Here is a 16,399-nt window from a genome sequence, read left to right on the forward strand (position 1 = left end):
TTATTATCGAATAAAACGATACCGGCGACAACAGGTTAAGTGTGGGGTTTTTACGGATTAACAAAGGTCCGTTTGACCCGCTGTGAACGGCGAAAATAGGGCGCCAGCAGCGCGGCGGCCAGCAGCGGAAACAGTAGCTGACGCAGAGCAAGGGCATCCGAAACGGGGGAGAAGGCAAACGCCTTTATCGCCAGCAACAGCGTAATGAGCAGCCAGATAATATAGTGTTTCGGCACCAGCGAGCGCCGCTTGAAAAAGGCGATGGTCAGCCAGAGCGTATAAAACCACATGGCGATGGCAAACAGCAGCGAGGCGACCCACAGCGCCATGTGTCCGGTGCTCATGGCGCGCAGCAGGGCCCAGGTCTGCGGCGACATGAGGGCATTGGCAAAAAATAGCAGCGATAATGAGGCGCTCAACAGCGCCAACAGCAACCAGGCCAGCGGTGCCAACAGCCAGCCGCCGATGCGCTCCGCAGATTGAGACGTCATGTTTCTCCCCTATTCAACGCCAGTATATAAAAGCAGGCCGGGAAGTATAAGCAACTGGCGTGAAGGATGACAGTCTTACTGCACGAATCGCCAAACGGATTTAGGCACCTGGCCCACATCGAACAATTTACCACCGGAAACCAGCTCTGCCCGGCGATGGTCGGCGGCGCGATACATATTAACGATCTCTTCGGTGTCAGTCAGGGAGTAGTTAAGGTGATCAAATAGTTTTTCAAGACTTTCCAGCGAACTGATTTTGCGGAATTTTAATAAATAGTCCAGAACGGTCATTTTCGTATCCATTTTATAATCGGAATAATTACGTTGAATATTATCAGCATTCACTAAACCTACTCTCAACCAACGGCGCCTTCTGCCGGGGCCGCGTGGCATGATTCAGGTTATATAAACCCATGACAAGGAGCAAAGCCAGCCTTGAAGAGCAGGGAGATGTTTAAGAATATTCTAAATCAGACCGGGCGCCGAATGGCGCCCGCAGGAGAAGATTAACGCTGTTCGCCGCGGCTGGCAATAACAGATTTGTACCAATAAAAACTCTTCTTTCGTTTGCGTGCCAGATTTTGCTGGTGGTCCACATAGACAAAGCCATATTGCTTTTGATAACCGTTGAGCCAGCTCAGCAAATCGATAAACGACCAGGGATAATAGCCGCGGACGTCCGCTCCCTGCGCCAGCGCCTTTTCCAGGGCGCCAATATGGCTGCTCAGATAGTCGATTCGCGGATCGTCGACCACCTCACCGGCAATAATCGGGTCTTTCGCCCCAAGGCCATTCTCGGTGATATAGATCGGGATATCGCCATAGCGCGCCTTGATCATCATAATGCCGTCGGTCAGCCCCTGCGGCCAGATCTCCCAGCCCCATTCGGTATAGGTGCTTTGCGGATTACGCACGAAATAGAATAACCCCTCCACGCCAGGCTCGCCGCCGGTGGGGATTTCGGGCGGCTGGGCGGATACCGTTTCCCGACGATAGTAATTCAGACCGATAAAGTCACAGCGGTTGTCTCGCAGCAGCGCGTCGTCCCCTGGAGCAAAGCGCGGTACGCCCCACAGCGCTTGAGTCTGCGCCAGCAGGGCAGCAGGATAGGCGCCTTTTAGCACCGGATCGTACAGCCAGTGGGTATGGATGGCGTCAGCCAGGTCGGTAGCCTACCGGTCTGCCTCGCTGTCGGTGAGTGGGGTATGCGGCTGCAGCACATTGACGAAACCAATCTCGCCCGCCACGGCCATCTCGCGAAAAGCCTTCACCGCCAGCGCATGGGCGATAAACACGTGATGACAGGCCTGGATGGCGCGCGCCGGATCGCGAACGGCCGGGGGATGCAGGCCGTTAATGTAGCCGTGGCCGATGAAGACAATGGTCTCGTTAAAGGTTGCCCACAGCTTCACCCGCGAACCAAAGCGCGCGTAGCACAGGCGGGCGTACTCGGCGAAGGCCTCGGCGGTGCTGCGTGCTTCCCAGCCGCCCTCATCCTGCAGGGCCTGCGGCAGGTCCCAGTGATAGAGGGTGATCATTGGCTCAATATTATGCGCCAGCAGTTCATCGATCAGATCGCTATAAAACTGCACGCCTGCTTCATTAACCTCGCCGCGCCCGGAGGGCAGCAGGCGGGGCCAGGAGATGGAAAAGCGATAGCTCTTCAGACCCATCTCGGCCATCAACGCCACGTCTTCGCGAAAACGGTGATAGTGATCGACGGCGATATCGCCGGTGGTCCCTTCAAAGGTGGTTCCCGGCAGGTGAGAGTAAATATCCCAGATTGACGGTCCTTTACCGTCAGCGTCGTGCCCACCTTCGACCTGATACGCTGCGGTAGCGGCACCCCATAAAAAATGTTGCGGAAAAGCGGCCATGAAAAAGCTCCCAGTCTGATGATAGAGGGAGTGTAATCAAAGCAAGGAGAGCTGTGCAACCGGTTTCTGAAACCGGTTGCACAGTTGCGAAGCAGGTCACTGTTTTACGGCGGCGCTACTTTGTCTGCACCACATCCGCTGGCGGTGGCGACTGGTAATTATCAATATGGTGCGCGATAACCAAAAGCAGTGCGGAAATCCCAAAAACAATCCAGCCAATAAGTTCTACAATACGGGTAAAAACAGTCGTCATAACACTTCAATATCCTTTGAACACAGTGGGAAATGTTACTCCATGGTCAGCAGATCACAAGGGGTATCTGTCTGATTTTGCACGCATGCGGTAAAACCGTAAGTGGAAAAATGATAAGTTTGAGTCGCGTTTTGTAAGAATATTCTCATTAACCAGATATTGACATCAGCTGAATAAGCGAGGCGGTAACATGAGTGATGCGATCCGGGTGGGGCTGGTGGGCTATGGCTATGCCAGCAAAACGTTTCATGCGCCGTTAATCAGCGGCACGTCGGGCCTGGCGCTGACGATGGTCTCCAGCAGCGACGCGGCCAAAGTTCATGCCGACTGGCCTGGCGTGAAGGTGGTCAGTGCGGCGAGTGAATTGCTGAACGACCCGGAGATCGATCTGGTGGTCATCGCCACGCCGAACGACACGCACTTCCCACTGGCGAAAGCGGCGCTGGAGGCCGGGAAGCACGTGGTGGTGGATAAACCCTTTACCGTGACACTGTCACAGGCTCGCGAGCTGGAGAGCCTGGCGAAGCACTGTGGTCGGGTGCTGTCGGTATTTCACAACCGGCGTTGGGACAGTGATTTTTTAACGGTCAGAACGTTGATCAACGAAGGCCAGCTGGGAGAGGTGGGTTACTTCGAATCACATTTCGACCGTTTCCGGCCGCAGGTGCGCCAGCGCTGGCGGGAGCAGGCGGGCCCCGGGAGCGGAATTTGGTATGATCTTGGACCGCATCTGCTCGACCAGGCGGTGGCGCTGTTTGGTCTGCCGGTGAGCATCACGGTCGATCTCGCTCAGCTTCGGCCCGGCGCGCAATCCACTGACTATTTTCACGCGGTGCTGGCCTATCCCCAGCGGCGGGTGGTGCTGCACGGCACATTGCTCGCCGCCGCGGAGAGCGCGCGCTTTATCGTCCACGGCTCGCGGGCCAGCTATATCAAGTACGGTCTCGACCCGCAGGAGGAGCGGTTGAAAAATGGCGAACGTTTGCCGCAGGAGGACTGGGGGTATGATATGCGTGACGGTACCCTCACTCGCGCCGAAGGCGACGAACGCAGCGAGGAGACGTGGCTGACGCTGCCGGGCAATTATCCCGTTTACTATGCCGCTATCCGCGATGCGCTCAACGGGGTGGGAGAAAACCCGGTCCCGGCCAGCGAGGCGATTCAGATCATGACCCTGATTGAGCTCGGTATCGAGTCGGCCCGGCACCGCGCCACGCTCAGCCTGGTGTGAAAAAAGCCCGGCAGCGCGGCTGCCGGGCCGGTAATCAGCCTTTGGCCACCCGCTGAATGAGCGCGGCTTTTTCCTGTTCGATGAGAAACGCCTGAGTCAAACCGTTGATCTGTGCCTGGCGGATCTGCTCCCGGCTCAGGCCCGCCGCCGGTGCCGCCACGGTGTATTCGTGGATAATGTCGACCCCCTGGACCGCCGGATCGTCAGTGTTGAGGCTCGCCAGCACGCCGTGCTCAAGGAACTGCTTCAGCGGATGCTGGGCCAGAGAGGGCACGGTGCTGGTTTGCACGTTCGAGGTGAGGCAGGATTCAATCCCGATGCGGTGCTCGGCCAGATAGTCCATCAGGGCGGGATCCTGTACCGCTTTTACCCCATGGCCGATGCGCTCGGCGCCCAGTTCACGGATGGCCTGCCAGATACTTTCCGGGCCGGCCGCTTCGCCAGCGTGGACGGTGATATGCCACCCGGCATCGCGGGCCTGGTTAAAATGACTGAGGAACAGCGCCCCCGGGAATCCCAGCTCATCGCCAGCGAGGTCGAGGGCGGTGATGCCATCGCGGTGGGCGAGCAGGGCCGCCAGCTCTTCCTGACAGGCCGCTTCGCCAAAGGTGCGGCTCAAAATGCCGATCAGGCGGGCATCGACCTGGAAATCGCGGCACCCCTCACGTACCCCGGCGATCACTGCCTCTACCACGCCGTCGACCGGCAGCTGGTGGGTCATCGCCATATAGCGGGGGGAGAAGCGCAGCTCCACGTAGTGCAGGCCATTGCGCGCCGCGTCTTCGACGTTCTCATACGCCACGCGACGGCAGGCTTCCAGCGAGGCCAGGACTTTCACCCCCCAGTCGAGCTTGGCGAGAAAACTGACCAGATCGGGCTCCAGGCTGGTGACCTGGACGTGGGGACGCAGCGTGTCAAGGGTGGTAGCGGGAAGGGTGATGTTAAACTCGCGGCCAAGATCGAGGATGGTTTGGGCCCGGATGTTACCGTCAAGGTGGCGGTGAATGTCGGTTAATGGCAATGAGGAATCAATCATGGTCGCACTCTTTTTTTAGTTAAAGTGCACGTCATTATACAACAGATACCTAACGCTTTAAAACGATTGAAAAAAGGCAAAAGAAACAAACGCCTGCACCAGGCCCGGCCGGCGCAGCAGAATGCGGCGCATAATCATTTACATTTATATTTTATTTGAATGTATTCATGTTACATATTAAATTCTGCTTACTTTATCGACGATGAGGCAGGGATGCGGATGTGGAAAGCGTAATCCATAATAATATTGAGGGTTTTCTGCTGTTGTTATTAAGCATGTGGCCCATTCTGTTGGTGGTATTCGTTGGCGTCGCCATCTCCTTCTATACCATGCTGTTACGCAAAACGGCGCTGGCCTGCCTGCTGTTCGCCGTCGCCATCGGCGCCGCAGGCTGGAGCTTTGCCTGACGCCAGGCCTCAGGGTTTATCCAGCAGGCTCATACTGGAGGTGGCGGCGCCATCATTCAGATTGGACGGCGAATGCCAGTCGCGGCCCGCCAGGGCGCTGTCTCCCTGACCGCTGCTGGCGACGCTGTCCTGCTGCGTCGACAGCGTTGACCCTTCAAGCGCTTCCTCTGCCCCCGACTGGTCGGGCAGAGAACTGCTATACCCGCCATTGTTCGAATACGTATCCATACCGTTGACTTCATTCGGCACCGTGTCGGTGGTGGTCCCGTCATCGTTAATGCAAAATGAGCCGCCGATGCCGTTAGGCTGACAGTCCGCGGCGAAAGTCGGGCTGGCCAACGCGGTCAGCAGCAATAGCGGTAAGCTGATTTTCTTCATTTTTATCTCCATACGCAGCGTGGCCGACAGATGTTCTCAACTATAGAGGGGAGAGCGCGGCGGCAGGTAACAAAACTGTTTAATTTTGTAATAGCTCATGGTATCCGGTGCCCGTTCGCGTGGCCCGGGCGCAGCGGCTCGGCACAATGCGGTAATCATTTGTTAATTCAACGTAAAGGTTAATGAAAATTTAAGGGAAGGCCGCTATGTTGGCAGCATCACACTTTCCATTAAGGATATTCCATGCGCGATAAATATTCCGGCCTGCAGATTGGCATCCACTGGCTGGTCTTCTTGCTGGTGGTGGTGGCCTATGCGGCGATGGAGCTGCGCGGATTTTTCCCCCGCAGCGATCGGCCGCTGATTAATATGATTCATGTTTCCTGCGGGATCGCCATTTGCGTGCTGATGGCGGCGCGTCTGCTGGTGCGGCTGAAAACGCCGACGCCGCCGATCGTGCCGAAGCCGTCGCCAATGATGACCGGTTTCGCCCATCTCGGCCATCTGGTTATTTATCTGCTGTTTATTGCCCTGCCGCTGATCGGCATGGTGATGATGTACTGGCGCGGGAATCCCTGGTACGCCTTTGGCCTGACGATGCCGTATGCCCCGCAGAGCGATTTTGAGCGGGTGGACACCCTGAAAGCGATCCATGAATGGTTAGCGAATGCCGGTTACTTCGTGATTGGCCTGCATGCCTTTGCCGCGCTGCTTCATCATTACTGGTGGAAAGATAATACCCTGCTGCGAATGATGCCCCGTAAGCGCTGAATCACTCGCTTCAACATTCAGACCCCGTCCCGCGACGGGGTTTTTTTTGCCTTTGCGGCTAATAAAATATAGTATACCCCCCTATATGATACGGAGGCGTTATCGTGCCACATTCACCTGAAGATAAAAAACGGGCCCTCAGCCGCGTACGCCGCATCCGCGGCCAGGTTGAAGCCCTTGAACGCGCGCTGGAGTCAGGCGAACCCTGTATGACTATCCTGCAGCAGATCGCCTCGATTCGCGGGGCGGCAAACGGTCTGATGGGCGAAATGGTGGAGATCCACCTGCAGGACGAGCTGGTCAGCGGCGACACCACCCCGGACCAGCGGGCCGCGAGAATGGCAGAGGTCGGTCATCTGCTACGATCTTATTTAAAATAACATCACGACGAGGAAGAGACAGTTATGAAATCACGCGCAGCAGTGGCCTTTGGCCCCGGTCAGCCGTTAAAAATCGTAGAGATTGACGTCGCGCCGCCGAAAAAAGGCGAAGTTCTGGTGAAAATCACCCATACCGGCGTGTGCCATACCGATGCCTTCACCCTTTCCGGCGACGATCCGGAAGGCGTCTTCCCGGCGGTGCTGGGCCATGAAGGCGGCGGCGTGGTCGTGGAAGTGGGCGAGGGCGTCACCAGTCTTAAGCCGGGCGATCATGTCATCCCGCTGTATACCGCCGAATGCGGCGAGTGCAAGTTCTGTAAGTCGGGTAAAACCAATCTCTGTCAGGCGGTGCGCGCCACCCAGGGCAAAGGGCTGATGCCGGACGGCACCACCCGTTTCTCGTATAACGGCGAACCGATTTATCACTACATGGGCACCAGCACCTTCAGCGAATACACGGTCTGCGCTGAGATCTCGCTGGCGAAAGTCAATCCGCAGGCGCCGCTGGATAAAGTGTGTCTGCTGGGCTGCGGCGTGACCACCGGCATCGGCGCGGTGCACAACACGGCGAAGGTTAAGCCCGGGGATACCGTCGCGGTCTTTGGTCTGGGCGGCATCGGCCTGGCGGTGATCCAGGGCGCCGTGCAGGCGCAAGCCGGGCGCATTCTGGCGGTCGATACTAACCCGGATAAGTTCACTCTCGCGAAAGAGATGGGGGCTACCGACTTTATCAACCCCAACGACTACGATAAGCCCATTCAGGATGTGATCGTTGAGCTGACCGACGGCGGGGTGGATTTCAGCTTCGAGTGCATCGGTAATGTCAATGTGATGCGCGCGGCGCTGGAATGCTGCCATAAAGGCTGGGGCGAGAGCGTCATTATCGGCGTGGCCGGCGCCGGGCAGGAGATCAAGACCCGTCCGTTCCAGCTGGTGACTGGCCGGGTGTGGCGCGGCTCCGCCTTTGGCGGCGTGAAAGGCCGTAGCCAGCTGCCGGGAATGGTGGAAGACGCGATGGCGGGTAAAATTCGCCTCGACCCGTTTATTACTCATCGCCTGCCGCTGGCGCAAATTAACGAGGCCTTTGACCTGATGCATGAAGGCAAATCGATTCGCACCGTGATCCACTTTGGCGACCAGTAATCGCTAACGCGCAAGGCGTTTCGTCAGCAGCAAAAAAGGGCCCGAATGGGCCCTTTTGCTTAGGTCAATCAGTGATGGTCAGGAAGCGCGTAGGCGATAATGTAATCCCCGCGATCCGGAGACTGACGGGCGCCGCCCGCATTGATAATGATGTACTGCTTACCGGTTTTCGGCGACACGTAGGTCATCGGGCCGGACTGACTGCCAACCGGCAGACGGGATTTCCAGATCTCCTTGCCGTCAGCGGTATCAAAGGCGCGCAGGTAGAAATCCTGGGTGCCGGCGAAGAACAGCAGCCCGGACTGCGTCGCCAGCGACGCGCCAAGGGTCGGCATACCGATCGGAATCGGCATATGCATGCGGATCCCCAGCGGCCCGGTATCCTCTACGGTGCCTACCGGCACCTGCCACACCAGTTTCCCGGTTTTCAGATCCACAGCGGACATGGTGCCGAAAGGCGGTTTCTGGCACGGAATGCCCAGCGGCGACAGGAAACGTTCGCGCATGGCGCCAAACGGCGTGCCTTCCATCGGCACGATGCCCATCTCAATGCCGCTGGCGTCTTTCGCTACCTTCTCGCGCGGCACCATATAGTTGGCGAGACCGAGACGCATATCGTTAACGAACATCAGGCTGTTGTTGGGATCCACCGAGACGCTGCCCCAGTTCATGCCGCCGAGCGAGCCCGGGAACTGCAGGGAGCGGTCTTCCCCCGGCGGGGTAAAAACCCCCTGGTGGCGCATCTCTTTGAACTGGATACGGCACAGCAGCAGGTCGATCGGCGTCGCGCCCCACATATCGGACTCGGTCAGCGTCTGGTTGCCGATCATCGGCATTCCCACCGAGTAAGGCTGCGTCGGCGAGTAGCGCTCGCCTTTGACGTTGCCCACCGGCACCGGTCGCTCTTCCACTTTCGCCACCGGCTCGCCGGTTTCGCGATTGAGCATAAAGATCATACCCTGCTTGCTGGTCTGCACCAGCACCGGGGTGGTGCCGCCCTTGCCGTCAGGCAGATCGTACAGCAGCGGCTGAGACGGCAGGTCAAAGTCCCACAGGTCGTGGTGGGTGGTCTGGAAGTGCCAGCGTACCTGGCCGGTCGCGGCATCCACAGCGACGATAGAGGAGCTGTATTTGTCGTCCAGCGCGGTTCGTTCGCCGCCGAAGAAGTCTGGCGTAGCGTTGCCGGTCGGCAGATAGATCAGGTTCAGCTTCGCGTCGTAAGACATCGCCGACCAGACGTTCGGCGTGCCGCGCGTATAGGTCTGGCCCTCCGGCGGTACGCCGGTCAGCGCCGGATTACCCGGATCCCACGCCCAAGCCAGTTTACCGGTATGGACGTCAAACGCGCGGACCACCCCCGGCGGTTCGCCGGTAGAGTAGTTATCCGCGACGCGGCCGCCCACCACCACCACATTGCCCGCGACCAGCGGGGTGGAGGTCTGTTGATAGTAGCCCGCTTTGACTTCGCCCATTCCGACGCTGAGGTCGACAATACCGCGATCGCCGAAGCTCTCGCACAGTTTGCCGGTGTCGGCATCAATGGCGATCAGGCGGGCATCGATCGTCGGCAGGAACAGACGACGGGAGCAGGCGGCAGGCTGGGCGCCTGACGCTGGCGTCGTCTGCGCCTGGCTATCTTCGTAATAGCCTAAGCCGCGGCAGCGCTGCCAGTTAGGCGAAGAGGATTTGGAGTCATAGCGCCATTTCTCTTTGCCGCTGTCGACATCCAGCGCCAGCACTTTGCTGTATGGGGTACAGACGTATAGGGTATCGCCAATCTGCAGCGGGGTATTCTGATCTTCCGCGCCGGAGCCATTGCTCTGCGGAATATCCCCAGTATGCGCCACCCAGGCTACCTGCAGCTGGTTGACGTTGTGCTTGTTGATTTGATCGAGAGCGGCGAAGCGGTCGCCGTGGGTGGTGTTGCCCCAGTGCGCCCAGTTTTTCTGCTCTTCGCCCGGTGCGACGGGTTTCACCGGTACCGCTTCCGTGGCGCTGACCAGCGGTTCGGATTTAAACATCCAGCCAAAGCTTCCCGCCAGCGCCACGGCGAGCACGGCGGCGATGGCAAAAGCCGGGCCTTTTTTCGCCGGCGGGCTGGCGAGGAAAGGCCAGACCAGGGCGGCGAGAAAGGCCAGCACGGCAAGGGCGAACAGGCGCGAGAAGAGCGGCCAGAAGTTCCAGCCAGCGTCGCCGATCGCCCAGATCACTGAGGCGATAAACGCCACGGCGTACAGCAAAATCCCGCCGCGGCGGCGACGGAAAATTAGCACTGCCGCGATAACCATCACCACGCCCATCAGCGCAAAGTACAGCGTGCCGCCGACGAGAGCCAGTTTTGCCCCCAGAATACCGATAGCCAGACCGATGATCAGCATCAGTCCGGCGAGAAGCCACTGCAGGATCCGGGGGAATCCGCGCGGCGCGTTGCCAGTTGTCATGAAATCTCCTTAACCACACCAGCCACCTCATTACGAACCAAATGAAACAAAGTTATTTTGTTTTATTTTTGAATGAAGTGGTTTTTATCTTCATAAAGCCAAATTTATTGCCTACTTTGATTTCATATGAACCATTTGGTGAAATCGCGATATGATAGATCTGTTAAAGAAATTTGCGCAAATGTTAATAAATAATTTCGCACTAAATGATTATTTTGCTGAATGTGTCTCAGTCGGCGTCGGCTCCCCGGCCGCGACGGGCCGGGGGAGCGGCGGATCAGGCAGGCATTGATTTACGAATAGCGCTGAGCAGGGTGTGCGTCCCGGGGGTCAGCGTCGCATCGACGCGGGTTAAAATGCCGATGGGCTCCCCGGCGCCCTGGGTGGCAATCGGCAGGGCGGTCAGTACGCCACGGCGAAGATCGTCTTTAACCGCCCCGGAAGGGACGAACCAGACATAGTCAAAATCAACTGTTAGCTGGCGCGACAGGGAAGCGGACAGAGTCTCGATGCAGCCGGCGGGCATTTTACACCCCTGGCTCTGGAGCAGCGCTTCGGCGTTTTGCCGCGGCACGGTGCCCTTTGGCGAGACCACCACCGGCCACTCCATCACCCGACTGAGGGTCACCGTCTCCTGCAGCAGGGGATGTCCCGGACGAACCACCAGCTTAAGGGATTCCAGGAACAGCAGTTCGTAATGCAGGCCGCTCATCAGCTCCGGATCGGACATCCGTCCGATGCCGATGTCGATCTCCCCGGACTTTAACCCGGCGAGCAGCATGGTGTTGTTCATGGTGGCGACCTGCAGCGTGATATCTTTTTGCTGCTTATGGAACTGGCCGATCACCGTCGGCAGGATCCCCAGCGCGGCGGTAGGCAGCGCGCCGATGCGTACAATATCGTTATTCAGGCCCTCTTTACGGTTCAGCGCCTGGCCCGCCGAGTTAAGGGCATCAAGCACCTTCACGGCATGAGTCAGAAACTGTTCCCCGACCAGGGTCAGCTGCGCCCCCAGACGTCCCCGCTCAAACAGACGGGTACCGGTCAGCTGTTCAAGCTCGTTAAGCGTTTTTGAAAGTGCTGGCTGGCTCAGATTTAAAGTTTCAGCCGCGCGCCCCAGCGTTCCCTGTTGAGCGACGGCCACGAAGGTGTGTAGATGGCGCAAGCGAATGCGCTGACTGAAGAGACCATTTTTTTCCATAGTAAGATGATGTTAAAAACACAGCGGTGAAAGAGACAAGCGGCCTTGTTTAAATTTGATAACCAGATAGCAAAATATTTTTAACATTTGAGCTGATTACATTACAAGATCTTTCCCTATGGTTTAACACGCCGCCGCCCCGGCTGTGCGGGGCGACGGCGGTGGTCAGCATGGCCGCTAGATATCGAAAAAGACGGTTTCGTTCTCGCCCTGCAGATAAATGTCGAAACGATAGACCACTTCCGCACCGCGAACTTCGCGCTCAGCGATTAAGGTTTTGCGTCTCACCTCCCACTCGATGAGATTCAGTACCGGGTCGCTGGCGTTGGCCTCGTGCTCATCGGCAAAATACATCCGCGTATTGAGGCCAATATTGATCCCCCGGGCCACCACCCACAGATTGACGTGCGGCGCCATCAGACGGCCATCGCGGCCAACCACCGCGCCGGGCTTGATGGTTTCAAAGCGCCAGACGCCGGAGGTGAAGTCAGAGCAGGTGCGCCCCCAGCCGCGAAAGCCCGGGTCGACCGCTTTCTGCTGCTGACGATCGTCAGGATGGTTATAGCGTCCCGCGGCGTTGGCCTGCCAGATCTCCAGCAGCACATCGCGGACCGGGGTTCCGGAGCCGTCGATAACCCGGCCTTCAATGGTGATCCGTTCTCCGACGGTATCGGCGGTGGTGAGAACCGGACTAAAATTTTTCTCAAAAATATGGAAACCCGCGGCGTCCGGCGCCAGACCAATATGAACATAGGGTCCCGCGGTCTGCGAGGCGGTTTCAGGCAGATACTCTTTCATCGGGCGGCCCCCTGAGTGCGATTTTCAAACAGCGTGGCGCGATGGCCGCGCAGAACAAGGTCGAAGCGGTAGGCCAGACAATCCAGCGGCACGGCGGCGTGCATGTCCAGCTCGGCGATCAGGGTGCGCACGGCGTCGTCATTATTAATGGTTCTGACGATCGGGCACTGCTTGATTAGCGGGTCGCCTTCGAAATACATCTGGGTGATCAGGCGCTGGGCCCAGGCGTCGCCTGAGAGCGAGAAATGAATATGCGCCGGACGCCAGTCGCTGGCCTGGTTGCGCCAGGGGTAGGGGCCGGGCTTGATGGTGCGAAAACAGTAATAGCCGTTCTCGTCGGTCAGCACCCGGCCGCAGCCGCCGAAGTTCGGGTCAATCGGCGCCAGATACTGATCTTTTTTATGTCGATAGCGGCCGCCGGCATTGGCCTGCCAGACTTCCACCAGGGTGTTTTTCATCGGTCGGCCGAAGCCATCCCGCACATAGCCGTGCACAATGATCCGCTCGCCAATCGGCAGGCCTTCTTTGGCATAGTTAAGGATAAGGTCATTATCCAGCGGACCCAGGTCGTCGCGGCTAAACACCGGGCCGGTGATCTCCGACAGCGAGTTCTGCAGGGAGATCAGGGCGTTTTTCGGGGAGCGCAGGACGCTGGTTTTATAGCCCGGGGCGTAAGCGGGCGGGTGACTACTGTAATCGCGATGGATAACCTCGCGCGGGGACCATTTATCGTTCATCGGGTACTCCGTATAGAGGGTAGAGGGGCATGTTGTTGTAATGTCGCCAGAAACAGTGTGTGTAAATGTATTGTTAATTTAAAGTGAAATTACCGGGTGTTTTTCATAACCATCGGTTATGTTCTGCGCTATGCCCGTGACCGGAAGCAGGTTATCGCCATCACAGTTTGTAAATTCTTCCCCCCGCCGGGAGGCAGCTTTCCTACACTCCAGGAAGTATTCACTGGAGGTAACACATCATGGCGAACACCATCACGGCTGATGAGATTCGGGAGCACTTTTCGCAGGCCATGTCGGCCATGTACCAGCAGGAAGTTCCGCAGTACGGGACGCTGCTGGAGCTGGTGGCTGACGTCAACCTGGCGGTACTGGAAAATAATCCGAAGCTGCATGAACAACTGGCCAACGCCGACGAGCTGGCGCGCCTGAACGTTGAGCGCCACGGGGCGATCCGCGTGGGCACAGCGGAGGAACTGGCGACGCTGCGTCGCATGTTTGCCATTATGGGGATGTTTCCCGTCAGCTATTACGATCTCTCGCAGGCCGGCGTGCCGGTTCACTCAACGGCGTTTCGTCCTGTCGACGATGCCGCGCTGGCGCGCAATCCGTTTCGGGTTTTTACCTCGCTGCTGCGTCTGGAGCTGATCGAAAACCGCGCTCTGCGCGAGCGGGCCGAGGCGATCCTCGCCCGGCGCAACATATTCACTCCCCGCTGCCTGGCGCTGATCGCCCGGCACGAGGCCGAAGGGGCTTTCACCCCAGCGGAAGCCCGCGAGTTTGTGCAGGAGGCGCTGGAGACCTTCCGCTGGCACCGGCATGCCACCGTCGATGAGGAGACCTACCACGCGCTGCATCGCGAACATCGCCTGATTGCCGATGTGGTCTGCTTCCCGGGATGCCATATCAACCACCTCACGCCGCGGACGCTGGATATTGACCGCGCGCAGGCCCTGATGCCGGAGTGCGGTATTGAGCCAAAGGCCCTGATCGAAGGTCCGCCGCGCCGGGAGGTACCGATCCTCCTGCGGCAGACCAGCTTCAAGGCGCTTGAGGAGCCGGTGATGTTCGCCGGCGAACACCGCGGCACCCACAGCGCCCGCTTTGGCGAAATTGAGCAGCGCGGCGTGGCGCTGACGCCGAAAGGGCGCGCGCTGTACGACCGGCTGCTGCAGGCGGCAGGGACCGGCAAAGACAATCTCAGCCACCAGCTGCATCTGCAGGAGGTGTTCCGCGAATTTCCCGACAGCGAATTTCTGCTGCGTCAGCAGGGGCTGGCCTGGTTTCGCTACCGCCTGACGCCGGCTGGCGAGGCCCATCGCCAGGCGTTTCGCCCGGGCGACGATCCCCAGCCGCTGATCGAGCGCGGATGGGTGGTGGCCCAGCCCATCGTCTATGAGGATTTTTTACCGGTCAGCGCGGCGGGCATTTTTCAGTCCAATCTGGGTAACGAAACCCAGGCGCGCAGCCACGGGAATGCCAGCCGCGAAGCCTTTGAGGCGGCGCTGGGCTGCCCGGTGCAGGATGAGTTTGAACTGTACCGGCAGGCGGAGGAGCGCAGCAAACGACGTTGCGGTCTGCTGTAAAATCAGTACCCTGCTGGCATCAGCCTTACAGGGAGCAGGTTATGCAACATCCGTCGAAACCGTTGGCGAAAACCCGGCAGGGCACGCTGGCCGGGAGCGCAGAGCAGGGGATCCATATCTGGCGCGGCATTCCGTACGCCGCGCCGCCCGTGGGGCCGCTGCGCTGGCGCGCGCCGCAGCCTCCCGCCCGCTGGCATGGCGTGCGTCAGGCCGACGCCTTTTCCGCCGCCAGCTGGCAGGACATTGACTACTGCCGCGAACTTGGCGGCGGGGATCCCGGCCGCTTCAGCGAAGACTGTCTCTATCTCAACGTCTGGGCCCCCGCCAGCGCAGCGCAGCCGCTGCCGGTGATGGTCTGGCTGCACGGCGGCGGGTTTACCATCGGCGCCGGCAGCCTGCCGCCTTACGATGGCCTGGCGCTGGCCAGCCGCGACGTGGTGGTGGTGACGGTCAACTACCGACTGGGCCATCTTGGCTTTTTCGCCCATCCGGCACTGGAGGAAGAGGCGGGCGAGCGTCTGTATAACTTCGCGCTGCTCGACCAGATCGCCGCCCTGCAGTGGGTCCAGGAGAATATTCACGCCTTCGGCGGCGACGCCGCCAACGTCACGCTGTTTGGCGAATCCGCCGGGGCGCGCAGCGTGCTGTCGCTGATGGCCTCGCCGAAAGCGAAAGGGTTGTTCCATAAAGCGATTATTCAGAGCGGGTATACCTTACCCGATCTGCCGCGAGAAAAGGCGCTGGAGAAAGGCCGCCTGCTGGCGGAACGCTTCGCCTTGCCGCAGGCCAGCGCCGAACAACTGCGGGCGATCCCGGCGGAGGCCTTCTGGTCGCTAACCGCCCCGCTGAATATCGGGCCAGCGCCCATCGCCGGCGATGTGGTGCTTCCGCAGCCGATGCTGGAGACCTTTTTTGCCGGGCGCCAGCATCCGATGCCGGTGATGATCGGCTCCAACAGCGATGAAGCCAGCGTGATGGCGGTGTTTGGGGTCGATATCGCCGGGCAGATCCAGAAACTGCGCCGCGAGCGCCGTCTGGGACTGGGACTGATCAAACTCCTCTATCCCGGCGTGAAGGGGGATGAAGCGCTGGGGCGGGAAGTCTGTCGGGATATGGCGTTTACCACCCTCGGCTATGTGGTGATGCAGGCCCAGCAGCGCGTGGGCCAGCCATGCTGGCGGTACTGGTTCGATTATGTGGCGGAAGCGGAGCATGATGTCTATCCGCACGGTGCCTGGCACGGCAACGAGGTACCCTACGTGTTTGATAACCTGCGGCTCACCGACCCGGTGCGGCAATATGCCAGTGAAGCGGATCTGGCCTTCGCCGCTCAGGTCGCTGACTACTGGGCCCAGTTTGCCCGCGTCGCCAGCGGCGAGCAGGTGCTTGCCGGCGCGGTGCGTTGGCCGGCGTGCGTGCGCGGACGGGATCGTCTGCTGCGCATTGGCCTGCATAAGCGTGCCGGCTTTAAAGTGGAGAATCGCTTTATGCGCGCCCGGCTGGCGCTGTTTCGCCGGGTGATGAAGCATCACGTGACCCTCGAATAAAGGGGATGGGTCGCGGCTCAGCTGCAGGCCGCGGGCGGCTAAGAAACGCCCCGGCGATGAGACAGGATGAGTGCTGTCCGCTTTGTTTGCAGGCGGGCCCTGGGCTGGATATAGCGCTCTCCCTC

The 16,399-nt window shown here is 59.2% G+C and carries 16 protein-coding genes and 1 pseudogene; 7 read left to right on the forward strand and 10 right to left on the reverse strand.

Going from position 1 to position 16,399, the window contains the following annotated elements; translation table 11 throughout:
- Positions 1-50: 50 nt before the first annotated feature.
- The 4 genes and pseudogenes from L2I46_RS02320 to blr all read right to left on the reverse strand — a co-directional run bounded on the left by L2I46_RS02320 (position 51) and on the right by blr (position 2,621).
- Positions 51-491, reverse strand: coding sequence for a DUF2569 domain-containing protein (locus L2I46_RS02320; RefSeq protein WP_023289920.1), 441 nt, complete (start codon positions 489-491; stop codon positions 51-53).
- A gap of 75 nt (positions 492-566) precedes the next feature.
- Positions 567-782, reverse strand: a complete 216-nt coding sequence (gene ydgT / locus L2I46_RS02325) for a transcription modulator YdgT (protein WP_004202843.1) — start codon at positions 780-782, stop codon at positions 567-569.
- Positions 783-997: 215 nt separating this feature from the next.
- Positions 998-2,368, reverse strand: a pseudogene (locus L2I46_RS02330) (GH1 family beta-glucosidase).
- Between the two features lie 115 nt (positions 2,369-2,483).
- Positions 2,484-2,621, reverse strand: coding sequence for a division septum protein Blr (blr, locus tag L2I46_RS02335; RefSeq protein ID WP_012541534.1), 138 nt, complete (start codon positions 2,619-2,621; stop codon positions 2,484-2,486).
- 190 nt (positions 2,622-2,811) lie between these two features.
- Between blr and L2I46_RS02340 the strand changes: the two genes are divergently transcribed.
- Positions 2,812-3,852, forward strand: a complete 1,041-nt coding sequence (locus L2I46_RS02340; protein WP_236947516.1) for an oxidoreductase — start codon at positions 2,812-2,814, stop codon at positions 3,850-3,852.
- Positions 3,853-3,886: 34 nt separating this feature from the next.
- Here the strand turns inward: L2I46_RS02340 and add are convergent, their stop codons facing one another.
- A complete protein-coding gene (gene add, locus L2I46_RS02345; RefSeq protein ID WP_236947517.1) occupies positions 3,887-4,888 on the reverse strand; it encodes an adenosine deaminase in 1,002 nt (333 codons plus the stop codon).
- A gap of 221 nt (positions 4,889-5,109) precedes the next feature.
- Between add and L2I46_RS02350 the strand changes: the two genes are divergently transcribed.
- A complete protein-coding gene (locus L2I46_RS02350; protein ID WP_004202827.1) occupies positions 5,110-5,295 on the forward strand; it encodes a hypothetical protein in 186 nt (61 codons plus the stop codon).
- 9 nt (positions 5,296-5,304) lie between these two features.
- On the opposite strand, the gene L2I46_RS02355 is transcribed toward L2I46_RS02350, so the two are convergent.
- Positions 5,305-5,673, reverse strand: coding sequence for a hypothetical protein (locus L2I46_RS02355; RefSeq protein WP_004202826.1), 369 nt, complete (start codon positions 5,671-5,673; stop codon positions 5,305-5,307).
- Positions 5,674-5,916: 243 nt separating this feature from the next.
- Here L2I46_RS02355 and cybB point away from each other — a divergent pair, with 243 nt between their 5' ends.
- From cybB to L2I46_RS02370, 3 genes are all read left to right on the forward strand, one after another.
- Positions 5,917-6,444: a cytochrome b561 gene (gene cybB / locus L2I46_RS02360; RefSeq protein WP_023289917.1), complete on the forward strand. Its 528-nt coding sequence runs from the start codon at positions 5,917-5,919 to the stop codon at positions 6,442-6,444.
- Between the two features lie 104 nt (positions 6,445-6,548).
- The gene (locus tag L2I46_RS02365) at positions 6,549-6,824 is read left to right on the forward strand and encodes a metal/formaldehyde-sensitive transcriptional repressor (RefSeq protein ID WP_004202822.1); all 276 of its coding nucleotides are present in this window, start codon (positions 6,549-6,551) and stop codon (positions 6,822-6,824) included.
- A gap of 24 nt (positions 6,825-6,848) precedes the next feature.
- The gene (locus L2I46_RS02370; protein ID WP_023289916.1) at positions 6,849-7,967 is read left to right on the forward strand and encodes an S-(hydroxymethyl)glutathione dehydrogenase/class III alcohol dehydrogenase; all 1,119 of its coding nucleotides are present in this window, start codon (positions 6,849-6,851) and stop codon (positions 7,965-7,967) included.
- A gap of 68 nt (positions 7,968-8,035) precedes the next feature.
- Here the strand turns inward: L2I46_RS02370 and L2I46_RS02375 are convergent, their stop codons facing one another.
- The 4 genes from L2I46_RS02375 to pcaH form a co-directional block, all read right to left on the reverse strand.
- Positions 8,036-10,408, reverse strand: a complete 2,373-nt coding sequence (locus L2I46_RS02375; RefSeq protein WP_032453103.1) for a membrane-bound PQQ-dependent dehydrogenase, glucose/quinate/shikimate family — start codon at positions 10,406-10,408, stop codon at positions 8,036-8,038.
- 277 nt (positions 10,409-10,685) lie between these two features.
- Complete coding sequence (locus L2I46_RS02380) at positions 10,686-11,609, reverse strand: LysR substrate-binding domain-containing protein (RefSeq protein ID WP_023289914.1); 924 nt, start codon at positions 11,607-11,609, stop codon at positions 10,686-10,688.
- A gap of 177 nt (positions 11,610-11,786) precedes the next feature.
- Positions 11,787-12,407 carry a protocatechuate 3,4-dioxygenase subunit alpha gene (gene pcaG, locus L2I46_RS02385; protein ID WP_032453102.1) on the reverse strand — a complete coding sequence of 207 codons (621 nt, stop codon included), beginning with the start codon at positions 12,405-12,407 and terminating at the stop codon, positions 11,787-11,789.
- A complete protein-coding gene (gene pcaH / locus L2I46_RS02390) occupies positions 12,404-13,144 on the reverse strand; it encodes a protocatechuate 3,4-dioxygenase subunit beta (RefSeq protein ID WP_004202816.1) in 741 nt (246 codons plus the stop codon). Before pcaH ends, pcaG begins: the two co-directional genes overlap by 4 nt.
- Positions 13,145-13,383: 239 nt before the next feature.
- On the opposite strand from pcaH, the gene hglS reads away from it, so the two are divergent.
- Together hglS and L2I46_RS02400 are read left to right on the forward strand one after the other, a co-directional pair.
- Positions 13,384-14,727, forward strand: coding sequence for a 2-oxoadipate dioxygenase/decarboxylase HglS (gene hglS / locus L2I46_RS02395; protein ID WP_032453101.1), 1,344 nt, complete (start codon positions 13,384-13,386; stop codon positions 14,725-14,727).
- A gap of 41 nt (positions 14,728-14,768) precedes the next feature.
- Positions 14,769-16,274: a carboxylesterase/lipase family protein gene (locus tag L2I46_RS02400; protein WP_023289910.1), complete on the forward strand. Its 1,506-nt coding sequence runs from the start codon at positions 14,769-14,771 to the stop codon at positions 16,272-16,274.
- Positions 16,275-16,399 lie beyond the last annotated feature (125 nt).

This window comes from Klebsiella sp. 2019SCSN059, from assembly GCF_021739525.1.
Lineage (GTDB): Bacteria > Pseudomonadota > Gammaproteobacteria > Enterobacterales > Enterobacteriaceae > Klebsiella > Klebsiella quasipneumoniae.